At 67.8% G+C, this 23,004-nt stretch carries 18 protein-coding genes; 6 read left to right on the top strand and 12 right to left on the bottom strand.

Annotated features, from left to right (window positions below; translation table 11 throughout):
* Positions 1-48: 48 nt before the first annotated feature.
* Genes H7J86_RS26625 through H7J86_RS26635 form a run of 3 tightly spaced genes read right to left on the bottom strand, consistent with a single transcriptional unit; the run spans position 49 to position 3,795 of the window.
* Positions 49-1,065, bottom strand: coding sequence for an FAD binding domain-containing protein (locus H7J86_RS26625; protein WP_267294666.1), 1,017 nt, complete (start codon positions 1,063-1,065; stop codon positions 49-51).
* Positions 1,062-1,601 (bottom strand): (2Fe-2S)-binding protein, encoded by a 540-nt coding sequence (locus H7J86_RS26630; protein ID WP_267294668.1) that lies wholly within the window; start codon positions 1,599-1,601, stop codon positions 1,062-1,064. The genes H7J86_RS26625 and H7J86_RS26630 overlap by 4 nt, the downstream gene beginning before the upstream one ends.
* The gene (locus H7J86_RS26635; protein WP_267294670.1) at positions 1,591-3,795 is read right to left on the bottom strand and encodes a xanthine dehydrogenase family protein molybdopterin-binding subunit; all 2,205 of its coding nucleotides are present in this window, start codon (positions 3,793-3,795) and stop codon (positions 1,591-1,593) included. Before H7J86_RS26635 ends, H7J86_RS26630 begins: the two co-directional genes overlap by 11 nt.
* A 200-nt stretch (positions 3,796-3,995) precedes the next feature.
* Between H7J86_RS26635 and H7J86_RS26640 the strand changes: the two genes are divergently transcribed.
* Entirely contained in the window at positions 3,996-4,967 is a 972-nt protein-coding gene (locus tag H7J86_RS26640; protein WP_267294672.1) for an alpha/beta hydrolase, read from the top strand.
* Here H7J86_RS26640 and H7J86_RS26645 read toward each other — a convergent pair.
* Positions 4,957-7,728 carry a helix-turn-helix transcriptional regulator gene (locus tag H7J86_RS26645; RefSeq protein WP_267294907.1) on the bottom strand — a complete coding sequence of 924 codons (2,772 nt, stop codon included), beginning with the start codon at positions 7,726-7,728 and terminating at the stop codon, positions 4,957-4,959. The two genes, H7J86_RS26640 and H7J86_RS26645, sit on opposite strands and share 11 nt — an antisense overlap.
* Positions 7,725-8,687, bottom strand: a complete 963-nt coding sequence (locus tag H7J86_RS26650) for an alpha/beta hydrolase (protein WP_267294674.1) — start codon at positions 8,685-8,687, stop codon at positions 7,725-7,727. The genes H7J86_RS26645 and H7J86_RS26650 overlap by 4 nt, the downstream gene beginning before the upstream one ends.
* Positions 8,688-8,964: 277 nt before the next feature.
* On the opposite strand from H7J86_RS26650, the gene H7J86_RS26655 reads away from it, so the two are divergent.
* The 4 genes from H7J86_RS26655 to H7J86_RS26670 all read left to right on the top strand — a co-directional run bounded on the left by H7J86_RS26655 (position 8,965) and on the right by H7J86_RS26670 (position 14,615).
* A complete protein-coding gene (locus H7J86_RS26655; protein WP_267294676.1) occupies positions 8,965-10,050 on the top strand; it encodes a cupin domain-containing protein in 1,086 nt (361 codons plus the stop codon).
* A gap of 26 nt (positions 10,051-10,076) precedes the next feature.
* Positions 10,077-10,904, top strand: coding sequence for an alpha/beta fold hydrolase (locus H7J86_RS26660; RefSeq protein ID WP_090363970.1), 828 nt, complete (start codon positions 10,077-10,079; stop codon positions 10,902-10,904).
* A gap of 61 nt (positions 10,905-10,965) precedes the next feature.
* On the top strand, positions 10,966-12,123 hold the full coding sequence (locus H7J86_RS26665; protein WP_267294678.1) for an FAD binding domain-containing protein: 1,158 nt from the start codon (positions 10,966-10,968) through the stop codon (positions 12,121-12,123).
* Positions 12,120-14,615, top strand: a complete 2,496-nt coding sequence (locus H7J86_RS26670; RefSeq protein WP_267294680.1) for an alpha/beta hydrolase fold domain-containing protein — start codon at positions 12,120-12,122, stop codon at positions 14,613-14,615. Before H7J86_RS26665 ends, H7J86_RS26670 begins: the two co-directional genes overlap by 4 nt.
* Positions 14,616-14,639: 24 nt before the next feature.
* Here the strand turns inward: H7J86_RS26670 and H7J86_RS26675 are convergent, their stop codons facing one another.
* From H7J86_RS26675 to H7J86_RS26700, 6 genes are all read right to left on the bottom strand, one after another.
* Positions 14,640-15,377, bottom strand: a complete 738-nt coding sequence (locus tag H7J86_RS26675; RefSeq protein ID WP_090363974.1) for a 3'(2'),5'-bisphosphate nucleotidase CysQ — start codon at positions 15,375-15,377, stop codon at positions 14,640-14,642.
* Positions 15,374-17,224 (bottom strand): sulfate adenylyltransferase subunit CysN, encoded by a 1,851-nt coding sequence (gene cysN / locus H7J86_RS26680; protein ID WP_187096531.1) that lies wholly within the window; start codon positions 17,222-17,224, stop codon positions 15,374-15,376. The genes H7J86_RS26675 and cysN overlap by 4 nt, the downstream gene beginning before the upstream one ends.
* Position 17,225: 1 nt before the next feature.
* The gene (cysD, locus tag H7J86_RS26685; protein ID WP_090363976.1) at positions 17,226-18,155 is read right to left on the bottom strand and encodes a sulfate adenylyltransferase subunit CysD; all 930 of its coding nucleotides are present in this window, start codon (positions 18,153-18,155) and stop codon (positions 17,226-17,228) included.
* A gap of 119 nt (positions 18,156-18,274) precedes the next feature.
* Positions 18,275-19,606, bottom strand: a complete 1,332-nt coding sequence (locus H7J86_RS26690) for an MFS transporter (RefSeq protein ID WP_267294909.1) — start codon at positions 19,604-19,606, stop codon at positions 18,275-18,277.
* A gap of 54 nt (positions 19,607-19,660) precedes the next feature.
* The gene (locus H7J86_RS26695; RefSeq protein ID WP_090363979.1) at positions 19,661-20,677 is read right to left on the bottom strand and encodes a phosphotransferase family protein; all 1,017 of its coding nucleotides are present in this window, start codon (positions 20,675-20,677) and stop codon (positions 19,661-19,663) included.
* Positions 20,671-21,786, bottom strand: a complete 1,116-nt coding sequence (locus tag H7J86_RS26700; protein ID WP_267294682.1) for an Rv3169 family protein — start codon at positions 21,784-21,786, stop codon at positions 20,671-20,673. Before H7J86_RS26700 ends, H7J86_RS26695 begins: the two co-directional genes overlap by 7 nt.
* A gap of 74 nt (positions 21,787-21,860) precedes the next feature.
* On the opposite strand from H7J86_RS26700, the gene H7J86_RS26705 reads away from it, so the two are divergent.
* Positions 21,861-22,430 carry a TetR/AcrR family transcriptional regulator gene (locus H7J86_RS26705; RefSeq protein WP_090363982.1) on the top strand — a complete coding sequence of 190 codons (570 nt, stop codon included), beginning with the start codon at positions 21,861-21,863 and terminating at the stop codon, positions 22,428-22,430.
* A gap of 14 nt (positions 22,431-22,444) precedes the next feature.
* On the opposite strand, the gene H7J86_RS26710 is transcribed toward H7J86_RS26705, so the two are convergent.
* Positions 22,445-22,951: a beta-class carbonic anhydrase gene (locus H7J86_RS26710; RefSeq protein ID WP_187096534.1), complete on the bottom strand. Its 507-nt coding sequence runs from the start codon at positions 22,949-22,951 to the stop codon at positions 22,445-22,447.
* Between the last annotated feature and the right edge of the window lie 53 nt (positions 22,952-23,004).

Below are 23,004 nucleotides of genomic sequence, written 5' to 3' on the forward strand. Positions count from 1 at the left end.
TCCGGCGAGTCGGTCGCCCTGTCCAAGACACGATGGACGAGAGCGGGATCACCCGGAGGTATCCGGGGCGGGCTCGGCCCCTCGGTCGACGGCGGCCAGGGTGAGCGCGCGCACCACGCTGTGGCGACCCAGGTCGACTTTGAAGCCGTTCTGGGAAAGGGGTTGTGCGTTCACCATCGCTAGTTGTGCTGCGGTGTCGAACGTGGCCGCCGTGGGCGTCTTGCCGAGGAGACTTGCCTCGGCCTCGGGGAGTCGCCACGGCATGGCCGCCACCGCCCCCAATGCCAGGGCGGCGGCGGTGATGACCCCGTTCTCGATGACGAGTCCCGCCGCGACCGATACCAGGGCGAACGCGTAGCTGTGGCGGTCGCGGACTTTCAGGTACCAGGAGTGCTCGGCGAAAGCGGAGGGCGGCAGTTCGATCCCGACGATCAGATCGTGTGGGTCCAGCGCGTTGTCGATGTCCGGGGTGCGGCCGGGCAGCACGAAGAACCGATCGATCGGGATGGTGCGCCGCCCCGTCTCGTTCTGCACATGCACGACGGCATCGAGTACGGCCAGCGCCACGGCCATATCCGACGGGTTGATCGCGACACAGTCGGCGCTCGCACCGAAGATGGCGTGCTCACGGTTGAAACCGTGCTGCGCGGCGCAGCCACTACCCGGGTCGCGCTTGTTGCAGGCGGCGAACACCGTCTGCATGAAGTAGGGGCAGCGGGTGCGCTGCAACAGATTTCCACCCGCGGTGGCCATGTTGCGCAACTGTGTGGTGGCCCCGCTGAGGATCGCGTGTGACAGCACCGGGTACTGGGTGCGGATCAGTGGGTGGTTGGCGAGTGCGCTGTTGGTCACCCCGGCCTCGATGAACACCCCGCCGCTCTCGGTCGAGGTGATCGACGTCAGGCCCAGACGCCGCAGATCGATCACACCGGACGGCTGCTCGACACCCCCCTTCATCAGGTCGATGAGGTTGGTCCCGCCGGCGAGGTACTTCGCTCCCGTGGTCGTGGCCGCGTCGATCGCGTCCCCGATGCTGGACGCGTGCCGGAACTCGAAGGTTTTCACGGACGCCGCTCCCCGGCGACGCTCTCGATCGCTTCGGCGATGTTGGCGTAGGCACCGCACCGACAGATGTTGCCCGCCATCCGTTCCCGGATCTCGGGTGCGGTGAGTCGGGGGCAGCCGGTGACCACGTCGGCCCGGGATCCCTCGAAGGTGGCCATGCTCAGGTCACCTCGCTGGTACTCGGCGAGCATGGCGTGGGCGGAGGAGATCTGCCCGGGTGTGCAATACCCGCACTGGAATCCGTCACAGTCCAGAAAGGCCTGCTGCAGCGGGTGCAGGTCGACGCCGTCGGCGATGCCCTCGATGGTGAGGACATCGCTTCCGTCGACCGAAGCCGCCAAGGTCAGGCAGCTGAGCACACGTTCGCCGTCCAGCGACACGGTGCACGCGCCGCACAGACCGTGATCGCACCCCTTCTTGGTCCCGGTCATGTGCAACCGCTCTCGGAGCAGGTCCAGCAACGTCGACCTGATATCGACCGTCATCCGGTGGGTTTGGCCGTTGATGTGCAGCTCCACCTCGGTCTCACCGCTCATCGGGTGACCTCGTGTCCACCGGCCGGTACGGGATCATCAGGTCCTCCAAGGTGATCGGCAGGTCACGCAACCGCTTGCCGGTGGCGTGGTGGATGGCGTTGGCGATGGCGGCGGGGACTCCGCAGGTGCCGATCTCACCGATGCCGCGTACGCCGATCGGATCGAGGCCGTAGTCGGGCGCGTCGACGAAGGAGATGTCGAATTCGGGCCGGTCGGCCTGTGTGGGCACGTAGTACTCACCGATCGGCAGCGCCGTCCGGTCGTCGTAGGGCACCTGTTCGAGCAAGGCCATGCCGAGTCCGAAGGTGATACCGCCCATCACCTGATTGCGGGCGAGTTTCGGGTTGAGCACCCGCCCGCAATCCATCACCGCGACCCACCGGATCACGCTGGCACGGCCGAGGTGCTCGTCGACCTCGACCTCACAGAAGTGCACGCCGAAGGACTGAAAAGCCTGCGCGCTCTGGTCCCCCGCGTCGCTGCCGGCGACGAACGTCAACTGGTCTGCGAAGGCGCCGACCGCCGCGGGTGCGCAGGCGGCGATATCCACCCCGGCGGGGTCGGCGCCGAAGTACGGCGAGTCGGGGTCCTCGGTGAGCAGGACCAGCAATCGGCGCTTCCACTCGGTGGCGGCGGCGAAGACTGCGGAGCCGACGGTGGCGGTGGTCTGCGAGGCTCCGCTGTAGGGTGCGGCGGGGAATTCGGAATCGCCGGACAGAAAACTCACCCGGTGCATCGGCAGTCCGGTGGCATCCGCGGCGACCTGCGTCATCACGGTGCGCACCCCGGTACCGACTTCGTGTGTGGCCGAGGAGAATTCGACATGACCATCGGCAGACGTCAGCACCCGGCAGCCGGCGGGCATGCGCCGGCCGGGATACGTGGCGGTGGCCATCCCCCAGCCGACCTGGACACCGCCGCGCTGTAGTGAGCGCGGCGCCGCGGGCCGGTCGCGCCAACCGAAGCGCTGCGCCCCTTGTGCGTAGCAGTCGAGCAGGTGCTTACCCGACCACGGCTTGCCGCTGGCCTGATCGAGATCGGCGTGATTGCGGATCCGCAGGTCGAGCGGATCGATGTGCGCGCGCTCGGCGAGTTCGTCGATGGCCACCTCGAGAGCGAACAGTCCGGGCGCCTCGCCCGGGCCACGCATGAAACATGGTGTCGGCGCGTTGATCCGAGCCGTCCGGTGCGACACGACCAGGTGCTCGGACTGGTAGAGAAACCGGGTCGACAATCCTGCCGGCTCGCAGAAATGCGCGACGGTCGAGGTCTCGGTCACGGTGTGGTGCTCGGTACTACCGATATGTCCGTCGCCGTCGGCGATCAGCGTCACCTCCTGGTGGGTGCGCGGGCGATGACCTGTCGAGGTGAACATCTGATCGCGGGTGAGGACCAGCTTGACCGGCCGTTGCACCTCCCGGGCCACCACCGCGCACAGGACGACATGCATCCACAGGAAGCTCTTCGACCCGAAAGCACCACCCACCAAGGGCGACAGGATGCGAATGTGATCCTCCGGTATCCCGAGGTAGGCGGCCAGGGCCATCCGTTCCCCGGCGATCCATCGTGTGGAGTCGTGGATCGTCAGGTGATCGCCGTCCCACTGCGCGATCGTCGCCGACAGTTCGATGGGGTAATGCGCGTTCATCGGTGTGGTGTAGCGCGCATCGACGCGCGTGACCGCGCTCTCCGGCAACGGTGCGACACCGCGCTGATCCTGGAGTTTCTCTTCTTCCAGCTTCACGAAATGGTCGGGACGATAACTGCCGTGCCTGATCTGGCCGCCCTTCTCGTCCGGCGCCGCCGGTTCGGCGAGCACCGCGGCAGCGTTCAGCAGTGCGGGCGCGGCCTGATAGGCCAGTTCGAACAACGACGCGGCGCCGGTGGCGTTCTCCAGGCTGTCGGCGACCACCACGGCCATGTGCTGACCCACATACTGCACCGTCAGATCCGACAACGGCGGGCGACGCTCCAGCGGCAGGTCGTACGTCAGCTCATCGGGTAACACCTTGAGCGCAGGGCAGTTCAGTGGGGTCAGCACATGCAGCACTCCGGGCGCCCGGCCGACCCGGTCGGCACCGGAGCGCAGGGAATCCTCGGTGACCCGGCCGTGCGGGATCTCCGATTGCACCAGCACCGCGTGCACCAGACCGGGCACGGCAAAGTCGGCGGCGTAGTGGGCGCGACCGGTCACTTTGTCCACGCCTTCGACACGGCTGACCGGTCGCCCCACGCTTTCCGACGCCGTCGGCATATCCTGTGACCTCTCCTCCGTGTCTGCGCACTCCAGGGTCGCCGGTGCGCGGTGCGCCGTCATCAGTCATGTGACTGATGACGGGTGTCCGATGGTGCTCTCACACTGAGGTCCGCGTCCGAACCGGGGAGGGCAGCGACGTGACGGCGAACCCGCATGGCCTCGCACTCGATCCTGCCGCGCAGGCGTTCCTGGTGTCCGCCGGATCCCACCCGCTCACGCACACCCACGCCGCGGCCGCCCAGCGTACCGCCTGGGCCGAGCTGCAACGGGATACACACGCAACGGACACCGCCGCACCGATCTCCGAACGCTGGACCACAGTCGAGACACCCGATCACGGGGCCCTGCGAGTCCGCATCGTCGAGCGATCGGATCGCACCGCCCCCTCGGCGGCAGTGCTGTATCTGCACGGCGGCGGTTGGGTCCGCGGAGACGCAGCGACCCACGACAGGATCGTTCGTGAGTTGGCGATCAGGTCGGGCGCCGCCGTGATCTTCCCCGAATATGCGCTGTGCCCAGAGGCGCGCTATCCCGTCGCCCTGGAGCAGGTCTACGCCACCGCGCAATGGGTGATCACCCGCGGCGCCGAGCACGGTCTGGACTCCGCCCGGCTCGCTGTCGCGGGCGACTCCGAGGGCGCCAACCTCGCGATCGCCGTGATACTGCTGGCATTGCAGCGCAAGTCTTTTCAATTCCGCCAACTGGTGGCGTTCACGCCGGTCACGGACGTGGATTTCGCGACGCCGTCCTACCTCACCTTCGCGCAAGGCTACGGCCTGCGCCGGGACACCATGCAATGGCACTGGGACCAGTACGTCCCGAATCCCCAGGACCGCACGCTGGACACCGTCTGCCCGCTACGCGCCCAGGACCGCGACCTGGCCCGCTTTCCCCCGTCGTTGATCATCACCGCCGAAGCCGATGTCGTCCGTGACGAAGGCGAAGCCTTCTCGGCGCGGTTGCGCGCGGCCGGCGCTGTCTCTGCCGCGGTGCGGTACGAGGGCACGATTCACGACTTCGTGGTGTTGAACGCACTGCGGGAGTCCGGTGCGGCCAGAGCGGCCACCGCACAGGCGGCGGCCGCTCTGGCTGCCGCGCTCAGCTGGTGAACTCCCGAAGTTCGTGGCGGCGCGTCACACCGAGTTTCGGATATACGTGATAAAGGTGGGAGGCAATGGTGCGCGGCGAGAGTTTCAGCCGCTCGGCAATCTCCCGATTGGTCAGACCCGACGCGGCCAACGCGACGATCTGACGTTCCTGGGCCGTCAACGCGTGCAGCGCATTTCGGTCCACCGACGCGGTATCCGGCACCCCGGCTGCGCGCAACTCGGCACGCGCGATCTCGGTCAGAGGTTGCACCCCGAGTCGCTCGAACACCTCCAGCGCGGCACTGAGCAACAGTTTGGCCTCAGCGGGTCGACGGGCCCGGCGTAACCACTCGCCGTAGTGCAACCGCGCCCGGGCCCGGTCCAGTGGCCATTGTTCGCCCGCCGGGTCGAACACCGCGAGCTTGTAGTGACGTTCGGCCCGGTGCCCGGCCGTCGCGAGTGCGGTGGCCTGATGTTGCAGAAGGCGAAGGCGTGCAGGTGGTTTGACCATCACCTGGCGGCCGATCCTGGCGATGAGCGGCGCCACCTCCTCGGTCCGACCGCACCGCGTCGCGGCCCAGGCGAGGTCGGCGACCGCGCGGTAGGAGATCACGAAGTGCGCAGGATCGGCATTGCTGAGGAACATCGCCCCGAAGCGCCGGTAGGCCTCCTCGAAATCCCCCGATGCGACCGCGATCCAGCCCGAGGCGCGCATCAGGGCCACTTCCGTGGCCCGCGGCGGGGCTGCAGACCCTGGGGCGACGGCGCGGGCCTCCTTCAGGGCAGCGCTCGCACCGTCCACGTCACCCCGGAAGGCGAGCAGCGCGGCGGTGCAGGCCTTGATCTCGCGGTCGACCAACGTGATCGACCGGACGGCGCCGATCGAGGCGGCGGCGGTGAGCAGGTGCGTCAACTCCTCCCATCGACCGGTGTCCAGCAGCGCCCAGGCCAGCGGCGCCAGTGCGAACGTGAACCCGCGCAGCCCTTCCAGATTCGCCGTATCCCCGACCACGATGCCGAGCTCCCGCGCCGCGACGGCCGTGTCTTCGCTGGAATAGGCCATCGCACCGGCGATCAACCGTCGTGCCATGTCCGCCGGCGTTCCGGGCTGCGGTCGCAGCAGCGCACGGTCGAACACGCGAGGCCGGGCACCGGCCGAGCCGGCCGTCTCGGCGTACATCGCGATATGGGCCCGCTGCAACGACGCGACTCCCACCGGGAACGGCAGCGAGAACCGGCTTGCCGCGGTGGGCAATTCGAGGGTTTCCAACCAGCGACGGAGATCCCGGCGATGGTCGAGTTCCCCTGAGTAGTACGCGGCGCCCGCCGCCGCGTACAGCAGCGCCAACTCCAGGTGCCGGTCGACGGGGCGCCGGCCATCGAGGACGGACCGCACGGTGTCGACCGCTTCGGTGGGACGCGCGTATTGCAGCAGCGTGGAGGCACGAGTCAGCGCGGCGAACCCGGCGACATCGGCATCCTGGGCCTCCCGCAGCGGCACATCGGTGAGCGCCATGGCCCAGCCGGGGTCGCCCCCGAAGTTGGCCGCACTGGCGGCCTGCGCGTAGCGGCGAGCCGCGTCACCGCGCTGCGGACTCATCTCGGCCGCCCGTTGCAGCGCGCGTGCCAGCTCCAATTCCGTTCCCGGACAAGATGATATGGTGGCCGACTGTTCCAGCGCCTGGGCAATCTCCTCATCCGGCCCGGGTGCGGCGGCGGCGAGATGCCACGCCCGCAGACTCTCCGTCAGCCCTGGGGTGGCGGCCAGCGCCACGTGGGCGGCCCGCTGCATGCCCAGGTCGCCGGCGGCGTATGCCGCCGACCGGATCATCGCGTTGGCGAAGATCACGCGCCGGTCGTCGGTGAATTCGACGATGCCGGCGGCGCGGGCGGGTTGCCAGTGGACAAAGTCGTCGGCGTGGCCGGCGGCCCGGGTGATCGCATCGATGCTCTCGTACCCGGTGGCCGCCGCCGCCACCAGCAGCAGCTTTCGGGTGTCGGCGGGCAGCCCGGCGATTTGATTGACGAAGACCGGATGGTACCCGGCCAGTTCGCTCATGGTGGCGCCGTGGAACGTCCTGGTCTTGTTGCGGCCATAGGCCCGGGCGTACTCGATCAACGCCAGCGGATTGCCACGCGACCAGCGGATGACCTCGCCGCGCACGCTGCGATCCGGTTGGTCTGGTTGCGCGTCCAGGAGTTCTGCCGAAGACGCCGCCGAAAGCGGTGGCACGTCGATGCTGTCGATGGACCTTGCCACACCGCCGAGCACGTCGCGGCGACGCGCGGTGAACAGTGCCCGGACCCGTGTCCCCGCCAGCTGCGCGACCACGGCGAAGAGAAATTCGCCTGCGTCGCTTCCCAATTGGTCGATATCGTCGACCAGCAGCACGATCGGCGCAGCGGCGGCCTCCAGCAACGCCACCACCGCGTCGGCCAGCGGCGCCGCATAGGCGTGTGGCGTCCCGCCGCCGTCGAACAGATCGCGCAGTACCCGCTGCAGGCCCCACGGCAACTGCTCGCAGTGGTGGCGAAACGGCCACAGCACCGTGGCCAACCGCACATGCCCGGGCGAACTCGACGCCCCGGCAAGCCACAGCACCTGCACACCGTCATCGGCGCCGGCAGCTGCGCGGCGCAGCAACGCGGTCTTGCCGATCCCCGCCTGCCCGATGACCAGCAGCGCCGGTGGCGCTCCGGGCGCGTGATTCACCACCGCCGAAAGTGTGGCGACGACGCAGTCTCGACCGATGAGACGCGGCGCACTGTGCACCACTGTCATCGCCACAACGCCTCGGTGAGGAACCAGGCTCCCTGTTCGATGGCAGCCCGGGTGGGCGGCGTGTCGGCGAGCTGCTTGAGTACGACGAAATCGTGCACGGTACCCAGGTAACGCAACGCCGTCACGTCGACTCCCGCAGCGCGCAACTTCGCCGCGAAATCCGCTCCTTCGTCGCGAACCACATCGGCCTCTGCGGTGACGACCATCGTCGGCGGCAGACCGGCCAGGTCCTCGGCCGCGGCGTACAACGGTGACACGGTGGGACATTCGGGGTCGTCATCGCAATACTGCTGCCAGTACCAGGCCTGTTCGTCGCTACTGACCAGATAGTTCGCGCCGAACGTGCGGTGGGATTCGGAGCGGCACAGTGCATCCGTGGGCGGGTAGTAGACGAGTTGCGCCCGAAGGCGCGGCCCGCCGCGGGATTTGGTCAACATCGCCACCGCGATCGCCAGTGTCGCGCCCGCACAGTCACCGGCGATCGCGAACTCCTTCGCGTCCAGTTCGAGATCGTCGGCGTGGGCGTGGATCCACCGCAGCATGGCGTAGCACTCCTCCAGCGCCACCGGGTAACGCGCCTCCGGGGTGCGGCTGTACTCGGGTACCACCATCGACACCCGGCATCTGAGGGCGAACTCGGCGATCACGTCGGCATGCGTGTCGGCATCGCCGAACATCCACTGGCCGCCGTGCAGGTAGAAGACCGCGGGCAGCCGACCATGCACTCCCTGCGGGCGCACGATCCAGAACCCGGTGAGCCCCGACGGTCCCACCTGCGCGGTATGGAACCGCACGACCGTGCCGACCGGATCGAGGCCGGACTGCTGAGCCTCCCGCAACGCCACCCGCCCGTCTTCGGGGCCGAGATCACGCATGGTCGGCGGAGTTCTCATCGCGGCCAGCAGACGGGCGGTCGCCGGATCGAGGACCACCCCGCCGGAGTGCTGATGGGAGCTCACTGGTTGCGCCTTGTCGCCAAGACGCGGTCATCGTGACCGCGTGATCCTCGAATGATAGGCCCGGGCGCCTGCACCGGCTCGGCTTCCGCAGGCGGGAGACTCCTCAGTCATCCGACTGATGACCAGAGCGTGGGTGCCGACGGACACTCGAGCAATTGGTGGCTGACCGGAAGCACCGGAGTACCACTGGCGGTCCCCTTGATTACCGGCAGCATCCATGACAGACCGCCGGTAGGTCGACGAGAGTGAACGACAACACCACGCAGGAGGAAACCGCATGACCTCGCTCGCCGCCCCCGGTATCCACACGGCCTCGCTGCACGACGGTGAGATCGTCGAGGAGAACGACCTGGGTTCGATGCGCCGGATCACCGCCGACAACCTGCCCATCCTGAAGAACCTGTCGATCAAGCGAGTGCTGCTGAACCCCGGCGCCATGCGCACGCCGCACTGGCACGCCAACGCCGACGAACTCACCTACTGCGTCTCGGGTACCGCCCTCGTCTCCATCCTGGACGACGGCAGCAGATTCTCCACCTTCGTGCTCACCGCGGGCCAGATGTTCCACGCCGCCTCCGGCTCCCTGCACCACATCGAGAACATCGGCGACGACGTGGCCGAATTCATCATCGCCTTCCGCCACGAACGCCCCGAGGACTTCGGCTTCGGCGCCACGTTGGGCGCCTTCTCCGACGCGGTCCTGGGCAACACCTATGACCTGCCTTCCGCGGATTTCGCCACGATCCGCCGGACCACCGTCGACCGCAAACTGGCCGCCCGCGTGGGCGACCCGGTCGTGCCGTCGGGGGCGTACTTCAAGGACCCGCACAAGTTCGATATCGAAGCCCAGCAACCCGGGCTGAACTACGTCAGCGGTAACGCGCGCTTCGCGCGCGACCAGTACTGGCCGGCGCTCAAGGACATCTCGATGTACTCGCTGCGTGTCACCGAAGACAGTATGCGCGAACCGCACTGGCATCCCGTCACCGCCGAGATGGGGTATGTCCGACACGGTGCGGCCCGGATGACCGTCATGAACCCCGACGGAACACTGGACACCTGGAACCTGACCACCGGCGACGTGTACTTCATCCCGCGCGCCTATCCACACCACATCGAGAACATCGGTCAGCTGAAGCAACCCCCCGAGTCGCTGCGCTCCGGCCCCCAGGGCGACTGGCATTTCCTGATCTTCTTCGACCAGCCGTTCCCCGCGGATATCGGCTACCGCGCCTCGGCCAGCGCATACTCGCGCGCCGTACTCGCGGCCGCCTTCGACACCCATATCGACGACCTGCCGGATTTCCCCTTCACTCCCGCCGACCCACTGATCGTCTCCCGTATCAACCCGGTCGACCAGTAACCATCCACCTACCGAGGAGCAGGACCATGAGCACGATCACCACCACCGACGGCACCGAGATCTTCTACAAGGACTGGGGTCAGGGCCAACCCATCGTCTTCAGCCACGGCTGGCCGCTGTCCTCCGATGACTGGGACAACCAGATGTTGTTCTTCCTCTCACACGGCTACCGCGTCATCGCGCACGACCGGCGCGGCCACGGGCGCTCCACCCAAACACCCGGCGGACACGATCTGGACCACTACGCCGATGACCTGGCTGCCCTGGTGGAAGCACTCGACCTGCACGATGCCATCCATGTCGGCCACTCCACCGGCGGTGGTGAAGTGGTCCGCTTCCTGGCGCGCCACGGTGCCCAGCGCGCCGCGAAAGCCGCACTCATCAGTGCAGTTCCACCGCTCATGGTGCAGACCGAGGCCAACCCCGAAGGCCTGCCCAAATCGGTGTTCGACGACCTGCAGGCCCAGTTGGCCGCCAACCGCTCGGAGTTCTACCGGGCGCTTCCGTCAGGGCCGTTCTACAACTACGACAAGCCGGGCGTGCAGTCGTCGGAAGCCATCATCGAAAACTGGTGGCGCCAGGGCATGATGGGTGACGCACTGTCGCACTATGACGGGATCGTCGCGTTCTCGCAGACCGACTTCACCGAGGATCTCAAGAAGATCACCATCCCCACCTTGGTGATGCACAGCGTGGACGACCAGATCGTGCCCTACGTCGCGTCCGGGCCGAAATCCGCTGCGCTCCTGCAGAACGGGACCTTGAAGACCTATCGCGACAACTTCCCGCACGGTATGCCCACCACCCACGCCGACGTCATCAACGCCGATCTCCTGCACTTCCTGAAGCTCTGATCGGCGATCGGGATGCCACACCAGCCCCACCTGCAGTGCGACGCAGGGGCGGTGCACTGACGTGCGTTGCCTCATCATCGGCGGCTCCCTCGGCGGGCTCGCCGCCGCCCACGAAATGCGATGGGCCGGAGCCGATATCGCGGTCTACGAACGCTCCGTCGACCGCACCCAGCCGCGCGGCGCGGGCATCGTCATGCAGCCCGAAGTCGCCGAGCTGCTCGCGAAGATCCACAGGTCGGTGCCCTCGGTCAGTGTCGCCCTGTCCGAACGCCAACAGTTGCACCGGCACGGCGAGCCGCACCGGTACTCGGCACCGCAATGGATGACGGCGTGGGACACCCTGTATCACGCCCTTCGTGAACCACTGGGCGGCGAGAGTGTGCGGATGAACAGCACGCTGACCGAACTGAGCCTCGACGCCGGGCGGGTGACCGCGGGATTCGGCGACAGCCACGAATCGACAGGCGATTTCGTGGTCGGCGTCGACGGGATCGGCTCCACCACACGACAGTTGCTCACCGGCCGCAACGACCTGAAGTACAGCGGATATGTGGCCTTCCGGGGGCTGGAACCCGAGGCGGATGTACCCGAACACCTGCTGGCGCTGCTCGCGGAGCGGTTCACCATGTTCGCAGTCCCCGGCCTGCAGATGCTGTGCTACCTGGTGCCGGGTGCAGACGGGCAACGCGCCGCCGGTGCGCGCCGCGTGAACTGGGTCTGCTACGTCAACACCGCGGCGGCCCGACTCACCGAGCTGATGACCGCGCGGTCGGGCCAGCGGTTCGACCAGTTCCTGCCGCCCGGCGAGCTCACCGAGCGGTCCCAGGCCGCCCTGCTCGAACTCGCAGCGCGTGAGCTGCCACCGCAGTTCGCCGAATTGATCGGAGTGTCAAGAGTTTTCCTGCAGCCCGTCTTCGACCTTCCGTCCGCACAGATGGCGGCCGACCACATCGCATTGATCGGTGACGCGGCAGGTACCGTCCGCCCGCACACCGCGTCGGGAACCTCGAAGGCGTTCGGCGACGCTGCCGGATTGGCCGCCGTGCTCACCGGTTGGCGGCCCGGCTCCGCGTTACCCGTCGGCGCGCTACGCGGCTGGGAACATGCCCGCCTGTCTCATCTGCGGGCGGTGGCGGCCGGCGGCATCCGACTGGCCGGCCAGTCCGGTCTCGGACCCGGCGGACCGCAATACCTGACCGCCGAGGAGAGCATCCGATGACCGGGCCGGTCGCCGCCGTCGACACCGACCACGAGGAGTGGACGATCGTCGACTGCGAAGACCTGGGGGTCATCAAGGTGCGCCTCGTCAGGCCGACGGCGATCACCGACCCCGTCCCCGCCATCGTCTTTCTCCGCGGCGGCGACCTCTTCCCCGAAGCCGCGGGCTCACGAGACCGGTTGGTGCAGCAGCTGGTCCTGCAGACCGGCGCCACGGTGGTCTGCCCGGACTACGGTTCCGTCTGGAGCGCCAGGTATCCCCGGACCGTCGAGCAGATCTACGAGGTATGCCGTTGGGTGCTCGCGCACGGTGCCGCCCACGGCATCGACCCCACCCGGATGGCGATTGCCGGTGACTCCGCGGGCGCCACCCTGGCGATCTCGGTCGCCCTGATGTCGGTACAGCGCAACGAGTTCGCGCTCAGGTTCCTCGCGGCCTTCTGCCCCCTCACCGACCCGGGCCGCGACACGCCGTCGCACCGGCTGTTCGCCGACGGTTACCTGCTGTCCAGCGCCACCGCAGGGCAATGGTGGCGGCAATACAGCGCGGATCGGCCGACCCCGGAGACCTGGGGAGCCGGTGCGCATCCCGCACACTTCGCCGGCCTGCCCCCGACGCTGATCATCACCGCCGAGGCCGACCCGGTCCGCGATGAGGGCGAGGCCCTGGCCGCCCTGCTCCGACAGGCGGACGTGCCCACGACGTCGGTCCGCTACGGCGGCACGGTCCACGACTTCGTCGCCCTCGATTCGCTGGCCGAGACCGAGTCGGCGAAAGCCGCTCTGCGGCAGGCCACCTCGTTGTTGGCGCTGGCCCTGGGCTGTTCGGCGACATCGGGTGTCAACCCCGCCGCACCACCGCTCACCGACGGTCAGTGGGATGTCCTGACCTCCTACGGCACCCGACACGACGTCCGCTCGGGCGAGACCCTGTTCCAGGCCGGCCAGGCCGGATGCGACATGATCGTCGTGGAAGCCGGCACCGTGGAGGTGGTCCGCCGCGCCACTGCCGACAGCGCGGAAATGCTGGTGGCGCACTACGGTCCCCGGCAGTTCACCGGGGAGCTGAACCTGCTGACCGGGCAGGCCACCTATTTCGATGCCCGCGTCGCCACCGCGGGCACCATCGTGCGGATCGATCCGCGCGAATTCCGCCGCCTGATGGATGAGCAACCGGATCTCTCCGATGTCATTCTGCGGTCCCTGGTGGCGCGGCGCCAGAATCTGCTGACCCGCCAGGCCGGCACCGTCGAGATCCTTGCCGGTGCACCGTCGGCGCATACCCTTGCCCTGCACACCTATCTCGACCGCCTGCAGTTGCCTTTCACATGGACCGATTTCCGCTCCGCGGCCGGCGCTCGCCTGGCGCATGGCACCGGCCTGTCCGCCGCCGACCTGCCGGCGGTCGTCACCGCCGAATCCGTGATTCGGCAGGCCACCCCCGAACGGCTCGCGCAGGCGTTCGGCCTGGCCGGTGGCGCATTCGAGAGCGGCGACGTCGACGTGGTGGTCATCGGCGCGGGACCGGCGGGCCTGGGCGCGGCGGTGTACGGGGCGTCTGAAGGGTTGCGCACCCTGGTCCTGGATTCGGTCGCGCCCGGCGGCCAAGCCGCCAACAGTTCGCGTATCGAGAACTACCTGGGATTCACCTCCGGTCTCAGCGGTGCCGAACTCACCGGGCGGGCCACCATCCAGGCGCAGAAGTTCGGAGCTCGTATCGACTCGCCGCGCCGGGTGGTCGGCGTGCAGGCCACCGCGGGGCGGATCGAGGTACACCTGGCCGATGCCACCGTCATCACCACGGGTGCGGTCGTCATCGCCACCGGCGCGCGCTATCGCTCATTGCCGATCGAACGGTGGACCGACTTCGAAGGTGCCGGAATCTACTATGCGGCAACAGAACTGGAGGCCCGCCGGTGTACCGATGCGCCGGTCACGGTCGTCGGCGGCGCCAACTCGGCCGGTCAAGCAGCGCTGTTCCTCGCCGACCGCGGGAGTGCGGTCGATATCTGCGTCCGAAGTTCATCGCTGACGGCGAGCATGTCGGCGTACCTCGCCGAACGCATCGTGGCGCACCCCAGGATCACCGTGCACACCCGCACCGAGGTGACCGGGCTGGCCGGGGCCGACCACCTCACCGCGATCACGACCACCTCGAACCGCAGCGACGGGCAGGTGATCCGCACCGAGCGCGATTGTGTCGGGCTGTTCTGTTTCATCGGCGCCGCCCCGGCCACCGACTGGCTCACCGGTGTCGCGCTCGACGATCGCGGCTTCATCCTCACCGATGCCCAGATACCCGCCGACTCGCTGGGACCCGAATGGGCCGCACTCGGTCGGCGGCCGCTTCCGTTCGAAACGAGCGTCCCGGCCATCATGGCGGTCGGCGACGTGCGGGCCGGCTCGATCAAACGGGTTGCCGCGGCCGTCGGCGAGGGGTCGAGCGCGATCAGCTCCGTGCACGCAGCCCGAGCGATCCGAGCCACCGTGTGACCGGCCGCGGCGGGACAGCTGAGGTCAGCCTGCCGTGACCGCCAGCACCGCGGCGGCGAGCTCCGGCCGGCACACCACCAGATCGGGCAGGCGCACGTTGTCCTGGTTGTAGACCAGCGGCGAGCCGTCGATCCGCGAGGTGTGCAGGCCCGCAGCGCGTGCCACGGCGACCGGTGCCGCGGAATCCCACTCGTACTGCCCGCCGGCGTGTACGTACACATCCGAGATGCCTTGTACCACGGACGCCACTTTCGCTCCGGCCGAACCCAATTCGACCAGGACGCCGCCGAGGGCGTCGCGGACGGCGAGCGCCACGGCGGGCGGCCGGGTCCGCGAGACCACGATGCGCGCAACGTCCGGGGCGGCGGGCGGGGCGGCCACCGTCGGGGTGGCCAGCGTGACACCCTGGGCCGGCAGCGCGACCGCACCGGCCACCAGGTCGCCGGCCTGCCACAGCGCGACATGCACGGCCCAGTCCTCGCGACCCAGTTCGGAGAACTCCCGGGTGCCGTCGAGCGGGTCGACGATCCAGACCCGATCGGCGGTCAGCCGGGCCTTGTCGTCGGCACCCTCTTCGGAGAGCACCACGTCGGCAGGCCTGTGCCGGGCCAACGCGGCGACCAGGAAGTCATGAGACCGCTTGTCCCCGGCGGCCTTCCGTTCCGCTTCGCTGCCGTCGGCGAGGTCACTGCGCACACCGAGCAGCAGCCGGCCGGCCTCGGTGGCCAGCTGCGCGGCCAGCTCGTGATCGGATTGACTCATGCCCGCTTACCTAACAGGTCGATCACCTGTTGCGCCAGTTCGTCCGGGGTGTAGTCGGGCGTCAGCCGCAGATCCGGGTCCTTCGGCCGCTGGTAGGGACTGTCGATACCGGTGAAGTGGGTGATTTCACCACGGCGAGCTTTAGCGTAGAGACCCTTCGGATCACGCCGCTCGCAGTCGGCCAACGGGGTGTCGCAGAACACCTCGAAGAAGTCGTATCCGCGTTCGGCGTGCACCCGGCGGGCCAGCTCGCGATGCTCGGCCAGCGGGCTGATGGCGGGCACCAGCACGATCTGGCCCGAATCGGCGAGCAGCGTCGCGATGTGTGCGAGCCGGCGCAGGTTCTCGGCCCGATCGTCCATGGAGAATCCAAGATCGGCGTTGAGGCCATGCCGCAGATTGTCACCGTCGAGCACATAGGCCGGCCGGCCGGCGGCCAGCAGCTTCTGCTCGACAAGCATGGCGACCGAGGACTTTCCGGAACCCGACAGCCCGGTGAACCACACCGTCGAACCCTTCGACAGCCGATCGGCCGCGGTCACCAGGTTCTGGTGGCGCACCGCGTTCGGGCTGGCCGCGCGGGTGGCCGCGGGCGCGGTGGCGCGCACCATGCCGGCGGCCACGGTGCTGTTGGTGTCCGGGTCGATGAGGATGAACGACCCGGTGGCCGCGTTGCGCGAGTACTCGTCGAGCAACAGCGGAACCTGGGTGCGCAGCGTGACCCGGCCGAGTTCGTTGAGCTTCAACGCCGTCGCGCTCTTGTCGCGATGCAGGGTGTTCACGTCCAGCCGGTAGTCCAGTGCGGTCACCTTCACCCGGGTGGTGCGGGTGGTGTGCTTGATGAGGTAGTCACGGCCCGGTTCCAGCGCCGCCGCATCGGCCATCCAGCACACGGTGGCGTCGAACTCACTCGTGACATCGGGCTGGTTGTTGGGCCTGGCGATCATGTCGCCCCGCGAGATGTCGATGTCGTCGGCGAGGCTGATCGACACCGCCATCGAGGTGAAGGCCTCGTCCACCGGACCGGACGGACCCGAGATCTCGGTGATGCGACTGGTTTTCCCGGCCGGCAGAACGACGACCTCGTCACCGGGACGCATGACACCACCGGCGATGGTGCCCGCGTAGCTGCGGTGATCCGCGTGCTCGCGGGTCTGCGGCCGGATCACGTACTGCACCGGGAAGCGGACGTCGACCAGGTTGCGGTCACCGGCGACGTAAACCTCTTCGAGATGGTTCAGCAGTGCCGGACCCTCATACCAGGGCGCCACATCGGATTTGGTGACGACATTGTCGCCGTTGAGCGCCGACAGCGGGATGCTGGTGACATCGTGAATGTCCAGGCGCGCCGCGAACTCGTGGAAGTCGTCGCGGATCTTGTTGAACCGCTGCTCATCCCAGTCCACCAGGTCCATCTTGTTGACGGCCAGCACGATGTGCTGGATGCCCAGCAGCGAGGCCAGGAAGGCGTGCCGGCGAGACTGCTCCAGCAACCCGTGCCTCGCATCGACCAGCACGATCACCAGCTGCGCCGTGGAGGCGCCGGTCACCATGTTGCGGGTGTACTGCACGTGCCCGGGGGTGTCGGCGATGATGAATTTGCGCTTGGCGGTGGCGAAGTAGCGGTAGGCGACATCGATGGTGATGCCCTGCTCCCGCTCGGCGCGCAGGCCGTCGGTCACCAAAGCCAGGTCGGTGTAATCGTTTCCGCGTTCCTTGGAGGTGCGCTCGACGGCCGCGAGCTGGTCCTCCATGACGGCCTTGGAGTCGAACAGCAGCCGGCCGATCAGCGTCGACTTACCGTCGTCGACGGAGCCGGCGGTGGCGATGCGAAGAAGCGTTGCCATATCAGAAATACCCCTCGCGCTTGCGATCTTCCATACCTGCTTCGGAGATGCGGTCGTCGGCGCGGGTCGCGCCACGTTCGGTGAGACGGGACACCGCGGTCTCGGCGATCACCTCGGAAACGGTGCCCGCCAACGATTCCACGCACCCGGTGCAGGTGACATCACCGACGGTGCGGAACCGCACGGTCTTCTCGACGACCGGCTCGTCCTTGCGTGGCTGCAGGAACTTGTGCACCGCCAGCAGCATCCCGTCACGTTCGAACACCTGGCGCTGGTGCGCGTAGTAGATGGACGGCAGCGTGATCTTCTCGGCCCCGATATAGGACCAGATGTCGAACTCGGTCCAGTTCGAGATGGGGAACGCACGGATGTGCTCGCCCTTGTGGTGACGGCCGTTGTACAGGTTCCACAGTTCCGGTCGCTGCGCTTTCGGATCCCACTGCCCGAACTCGTCGCGGAAGCTGAACACCCGCTCCTTGGCGCGGGCCTTCTCCTCATCGCGCCGCGCGCCACCGAAGGCGGCATCGAATTTGTTCTCCCGGATGGCGCGCAGCAGCGTGAACGTCTGCATCGGATTGCGCGACGGGATGGTCTCGACGACGCGGCCGGCGTCGATATCGTCCTGCACCTTGGCGACGACGAGGCGCACCCCGTGCTGGGCGACCAGCTCGTCGCGGGCAGCCAGCACCTCGTCGAAGTTGTGGCCGGTGTCGACGTGCATGACCGGGAACGGCAGCCGGCCGGGCGCGAACGCCTTGATGGCCAGGTGCAGCATGACGATCGAGTCCTTGCCACCGGAGAACAGCAGGACGGGCTTCTCGAACTCGGCGGCCACCTCGCGGATGATGTGGATGGCCTCGGCCTCCAGCGCGCGCAAGTGGCTCAACTCATATCGGGCCGCGGCCGGGTCCAGGTCGGTGGGGGCACTCATCGCATCTCCATAAAGTTGGTAGAGATGACCAAGATTGCAGACATAACCCGGAATCTAACGGGTGCACCGGGACAGTGTCAATGTTTCTGCGCGGTTGCTGTGCCGCGAAGGTGCGCAGATCAGCCGGCGCCACTGACGTGCGCGCCGGCATTGCCCGGCAACCGCAACGACTCCACCAGCGTCACCGCCATCAACGCGCCGAACACCAGGTACGTCAGCGAGTAGGAGGTCAACTGACTCAGCAGCAGGGCCGCCAGCGCGATACCCAGGCCGGCCGCCAGTTCCTGCACCGCCGCGTTGAGCGTGTTGGCATGCGTGAGTCGGTCCCCGTCGACGTCGGAGAACGCCAGGCTGTTGTAGGCCGTGAACCCGACCGATCGCAGCGCACCGCTGAGGTAGAGCACCGCCGCGATGAGCGCCACCGGCACACCCGGCCTAAGCGCCGCCAGCAGACCGAAACAGCCCACCGAGGCGAGCCCGTTGACCAGCAGCACGGTGCGGATGCCGAATCTACGCATCAACGGTGTGGTCGCCGGTTTGATGGTGAGATTGCCCGCGAAGAGCGCGGCCACCATCAGACCCGCCGCGAACGGAGTCCAACCGAACTCGAGCTGGAACTGCAACGGCAGGAGGAACGGCACCGCCGTGATGACCATCCGGTACAGCGATCCCGCCGACACCGTGATCCGCAGCGTCCGTACCTTCAGCACCCGGAGCGCCACCAGCGGCGCCTCGGTGCGCAGCAGATGCCAGACCGCCGCGATCAGAAGCGCCAGCGCGGCCACACCGCACCCGCCGACCAGCAGCCAGTCGGTGCCGTCGACCCGGATGTGTTCCAGGCCGATGAGCGCCGCGGCGATACCGCCGCCCAGCAGCAGGATGCCCGGCCAGTCCAGCGGTGTGCGCGCCGGCGCGGGGTCACCCCGAATCAGCTTGAACGCCAAGATGAGCCCGATGACGCCGAGCGGAATGTTGACCAGGAAGATCCACCGCCAGTTGCCGACGGTCGCGATCGCGCCGCCGAGCACCGGAGCCAGCACCGGAGCCGCGAGTGCCGGCCAGGTCAGCAGCGCGATCGCCCGCACCAAGTCGGCCTTGCCACTGAACCGCAACACGGCCAGCCGGCCGACCGGCACCATCATGGCTCCGCCGACGCCCTGGGCAATCCGCATCCCGACCAGCATGGGCAGCGACGCGCTCAGCGCGCAGCCCACCGAGGCCAGCGTGAAGATCGCGATGGCGGCGATGAACACCCGCCGGATACCGAAGCGGTCGGCCATCCAACCGCTGGCCGGGATGAGCACGGCGACGGTGACCAGGTAGGCGGTGATCGCCACGTTGACATCGATGGCACCGACCCCGAATTGGGCGGCCATCGCGGGGATCGCCGGTGTCAGGATGCTGGCGTCCAGGATCTCCATGAAGAACGCACCGGCGACCAGGAGCGCCATGCTCCGGGGAAACGGCGGACTTTCAGGTGCACCCACACCGAAAAGGTAGTGAGTTCAGTTGTTCAGGACAAAGTCGATCCGTCGGGCACAGATGTCGGCCAGGTCCAGCCCGTCGACGGCGAAGCGGCGGTTCAGCCGCACCAGCGCCACGGCGAGCAGCAGCGGAGCGGTGACATCGGTGAAGGCGAGGTTGCCGATCCGGCGCCCGACCGCGTGTTCGTACCGGTCGACGGTTTCCTCTCGGGTGGGGGTGCCCACGGCGGACATGTTGTCGGGCAGCGGACTGCTCACCCAGTCGGTCATCAGCAGCCAGCTGATATCGGCGGCCTGATCGCCCAGGTAGGCGATTTCCCAGTCCAGCACCGCCTTCGGGGTCAGGTCGGGCCGGTACAGCACATTCGACATCCGGGCGTCTCCCCAGCACAGACCCACCCGTTCCGGCTCGTAGAGGTGTGCTTCGAGCCAGCCCAGTGCACGGGTGAAGGTCGGGTGCAGTGGCGCGTCGGCGTACGCCCACTTCAGGGCGTACCGCAGAAACCCGACCAGATCCGCGGGCGCGGGCGGTCCGAGGAACCCCAGTCGGTGGGCCTGCACATCGACGCGGTGCACCGCCGCAATCATGTCGACGCAGCCGTTCCACAGCGCGGCACGGCCGGCATCGTCGGTCTCGGCGAAGATCCCCGCTCCGTGATAGGGCGGCACATCGCTGACGCCGACGATATCGTCGATGCGGTCCATCACCAGATACGGGCTTCCCAACGCGTCGCCACGGGGGTCGATCCAACGCACCGACGGCACCGGAACCGGCGATGGCGCAAGGCGTTCCATGACGAGGTACTGCCGGCGCAGGTCGTAACCGGGCAGGATCTGGAATTCCGGCGGACGGCGAAAGACCAGCCCCAGCGGGGCGGCGCCGTCCAGGTCCGTGACGTCGAAGAGGTAGGTCTCGGTGGAGAATCCGCCCGGACTGGGCGCCCAGTTGATGATCCGCGCGTTCCCCGCGCCGGGGATGTGCCGCCGCACCAGGTGCTCGAGTGCGGCGGGCAGATCCGCAACCGGCATCCTCACCATCCCGTGTATCCATAACGCGGGTATGCGCCGACAAAGACCATCTCCACCAGGCCGTACCCGGTCTTACCGGCCATGGTCACCCGGCACAGCGTCTCGGACAGCAGGCTGACCGGCCTGACGACGTCGAGATCGTTGGTGTCGGCGGTGAACCCGTCGAGGAAATCCGTTCCGCGCCAATGCCCGGACGCGTACCCGTCGACCTCCATATAGCCGGCCAGGCCGGGCCAGAAGTCGGTGATCGGGCTGACCTCGATGGTGCTGGTGGTGCGGTCGGCGCGGTGCACGGTGAAGGTGCCGCCACTGATCACCCGCAGGTCATCGCGGAATCTCAGATCATGCTCGACATCGATGATGGAACCGGCGGGCCGACCGGTCTCGATCGGGTGCAGGATCTCGCCCTCGAACTGCCAGCGCTCCCCCGTGCTGGTCTCGCGCTGCGCGAAATGCACCAGCTCGTCGTCGAATTCGAAGATGCCCATGTAATAGAGGGTGCCGTCGGGGATCTCGGGGGGTTGCAGGTTGGCCCCCTCGAAGAGGCTGCCACCGCCCGGGCCGTTTCGCACACCCCACGAGTGGTCCCGACCGAACCACCATCGTTGCGGGTCGATCTCGATGCGCTCGCCGTCGATTTCGATCCAGCCCTCCAGCTCGCCGTTCTGGTAGAACCGCCGCGCGTCCTCGCTGACCCGGCCACGACTGCGATGGAAGGCCGGGGTCTGCTCGTAGGCGGGAAACTGTCCGCGCAGCCGCAGATCGAGGCTGACCCCCTGCTCGTTGGGTGCCAGCTGGGCGCGTACGGTGCGCAGCGGCTCCTCCACCGAGTACGTGAACGGTCCGACGGAATACGTTCCCAGAGCATCGGTCTGGGGATTCAGCTCGCTGGACATCCGCACCACCCGGGCCTTCCCGCCCCGGCGGGTGATCATCGCGTAGGCGTCGGTCACGTTGCGGTTGGGGTAGCGGGCCATACCGGTCATCACGTTGACATCACCCGAGCGATCGAAGCCGTACATGACGATCCGCTCGGTCCAGCGCAGGTCCGACTGCGAGACGTGGTCGAAGGTGGTGGGCAGTTGATGACAGAGGAGTTCATCGTGCGGGGTGAGCATCGGCGCGCCTTCCACTAATTACGTTATAGGTCGTAACGTAACAGGCTGTTCCGGAACGGGCTAGGTTTTTGGGCATGACCACCGCAGCAGGGCGTCCCCGGGATCCGGCCAAGGATGTGGCCGTGCTGCAGGCCACCCGCGAACTGCTGGTAGAGGCGGGCTACCAGGGCACCACGATGGTCGCCATCGCCAAACGCGCCGGGGTCGGCGCACCCACTCTGTACCGACGCTGGCCGACGAAGGAAGCCTTGGTGGAGGACGCCGCATTCGGGCACACCAGCCCGGTCCCGGTGCCCGCCACCACCGGTGACCTGTACGCCGATCTGCGCGGCTGGGTGGCGATGTTCTTGACCTGGCTGGCCGACCCCGTGCCGCGCGCCGCGCTGCCAGGACTGCTCACGGCATATCACCGCGACGAATCGATCTACGAACGACTGGTGCTGCGCGCCGAGGCCGACGTCCGAGCGCTGATGACCGAACTGCTCGACGGCGACGCCGAACGCGCCGACACCGTGTTCGACCTACTGGTCGCCACCACCGTGGTGCGGGCGATGACCCGCGGCCTGGCCGACCACGACGCCTTCTGCGACCGCACCGCCGCGGCACTCACGGCGCTGGCCCGGGCTGAATTCACCACCAGGTGAGCGGCGGGCGCCGGCTAGAGAGTCACCTCCTCGAGGCGGCCCGTCGCGACATCGAAGACGAAGCCGCGCAACGATTCGTGCTTGGTGACGAACGGGCTGGCCTCGATCCGGCGCAGTGACTGGCGCACATCCTCGGCCACATCGGGGAACGCTTCGGCGGCCCATTCGGGTTTGAGGCCGATTTCGTCCTGGATGCCGCGCTTGAAGTCGTCGTCGGTGAAGGTCAACATGCCGCAATCGGTGTGGTGGATCAAGATGATCTCCCTGGTACCGAGCAGTCGCTGGCTGATCGCCAGCGAGCGGATCTCGTCATCGGTGACCACCCCGCCGGCATTGCGGATGACGTGTGCCTCACCCTCGCCCAATCCGAGGACACGGTAGACGTCCAAGCGGGCGTCCATGCAGGCGAGCACGGCGACATGCTTGCTCGGTGGCAGCGGCAACGGCCTCGACTTCTCGGGGCTGCTGAACGTCTTGGCGTATTCCTCGTTGTTGCGCAGCAGTTGATCGGTGACAGACATATGCCGGACGCTAACAACGGTCGACGTCGAGGGCACCGGTCGGAATCACCGTG

The organism is Mycobacterium hackensackense (assembly GCF_025822555.1).
Classification (GTDB): Bacteria; Actinomycetota; Actinomycetes; order Mycobacteriales; family Mycobacteriaceae; genus Mycobacterium; species Mycobacterium fluoranthenivorans.

Excerpts from the sequence above, each read along its gene's own strand:
- cysD (WP_090363976.1), bottom strand. The coding sequence starts at position 18,155 with ATGAGTGCCCCCACCGACCTGGACCCGGCCGCGGCCCGATATGAGTTG.
- cysN (WP_187096531.1), bottom strand. The coding sequence starts at position 17,224 with ATGGCAACGCTTCTTCGCATCGCCACCGCCGGCTCCGTCGACGACGGT.
- H7J86_RS26695 (WP_090363979.1), bottom strand. The coding sequence starts at position 20,677 with ATGGTGAGGATGCCGGTTGCGGATCTGCCCGCCGCACTCGAGCACCTG.
- H7J86_RS26660 (WP_090363970.1), top strand. The coding sequence starts at position 10,077 with ATGAGCACGATCACCACCACCGACGGCACCGAGATCTTCTACAAGGAC.
- H7J86_RS26705 (WP_090363982.1), top strand. The coding sequence starts at position 21,861 with ATGACCACCGCAGCAGGGCGTCCCCGGGATCCGGCCAAGGATGTGGCC.
- H7J86_RS26710 (WP_187096534.1), bottom strand. The coding sequence starts at position 22,951 with ATGTCTGTCACCGATCAACTGCTGCGCAACAACGAGGAATACGCCAAG.
- H7J86_RS26670 (WP_267294680.1), top strand. The coding sequence starts at position 12,120 with ATGACCGGGCCGGTCGCCGCCGTCGACACCGACCACGAGGAGTGGACG.
- H7J86_RS26645 (WP_267294907.1), bottom strand. The coding sequence starts at position 7,728 with ATGACAGTGGTGCACAGTGCGCCGCGTCTCATCGGTCGAGACTGCGTC.
- H7J86_RS26690 (WP_267294909.1), bottom strand. The coding sequence starts at position 19,606 with ATGGCGCTCCTGGTCGCCGGTGCGTTCTTCATGGAGATCCTGGACGCC.
- H7J86_RS26675 (WP_090363974.1), bottom strand. The coding sequence starts at position 15,377 with ATGAGTCAATCCGATCACGAGCTGGCCGCGCAGCTGGCCACCGAGGCC.
- H7J86_RS26700 (WP_267294682.1), bottom strand. The coding sequence starts at position 21,786 with ATGCTCACCCCGCACGATGAACTCCTCTGTCATCAACTGCCCACCACC.
- H7J86_RS26630 (WP_267294668.1), bottom strand. The coding sequence starts at position 1,601 with ATGAGCGGTGAGACCGAGGTGGAGCTGCACATCAACGGCCAAACCCAC.
- H7J86_RS26655 (WP_267294676.1), top strand. The coding sequence starts at position 8,965 with ATGACCTCGCTCGCCGCCCCCGGTATCCACACGGCCTCGCTGCACGAC.